Raw genomic sequence first — 712 nt, 5'->3', positions numbered from 1 at the left:
ATCGCTAAAAATTATATTTAGGTACAAGGTGATTTTATTTGCAAATAAAATACTGGTTTGCACAAAAATTCATCTTGATGAAATATCTCAAAAAGATTAATAGCAAGCCATTTGACGATTTTTTATAAAAATATCTGCAATCAGCCTTTCATATTTAGTATGAATTATGTCATAAAGTAAATTAAAGGCAAGATTAAAGTATAAAATTTATCAAGCAGCTTGGGGTTTGATAAAGGAATTAAAGATAGAACCACAAAAATTATCCCAACTTCCAGCCATCCATTGACAACGCAGATGTAAGATAATTTCTGCATTTTCTTTCAACCAAAATTTACTGTTACCCTTGATTCTTAAGTTGACAACTTGACGGATTAAACTCTCAATTGCCCCACTACCTATTGGTAGTTTTTGGTTTAGTATCTTAGCGTAATTTAAACGCCTTTCACGATAGGCACGTAAAAGGTAATTTCTCTGTGTGACCATAGTTTTACAACGCTCTCCCGTAGCTTCAGAGATAAATTCATCCATCTGCCTAATTATGGTCATGGCATTACTTTTTTTTAAAGTTCTCCGTGCTTTTTTAAACCAATTATTCCGCTCCTTATCATCACTAAACGCTACATCAGCAAATTTCTGTAGCCGTTCAGTAACATGGTAAAAATCAAATAATTGATAAGTCGCATCGGGAGATTTCAATTTCTTTAAAAGAGGG

General features: G+C 32.6%; 1 pseudogene. It reads right to left on the bottom strand.

From position 1 onward, the window contains the following. Positions 1-210 precede the first annotated feature (210 nt). A pseudogene (locus tag ACM0OX_RS35715) lies at positions 211-712 on the bottom strand (ISLre2 family transposase); the annotation flags it as partial.

This window comes from Nostoc sp. PCC 9305 (assembly GCF_963920915.1).
In the GTDB taxonomy this organism is placed as follows: Bacteria; Cyanobacteriota; Cyanobacteriia; order Cyanobacteriales; family Nostocaceae; genus Nostoc.
This window is presented reverse-complemented; position numbering and strand designations above follow the sequence as displayed.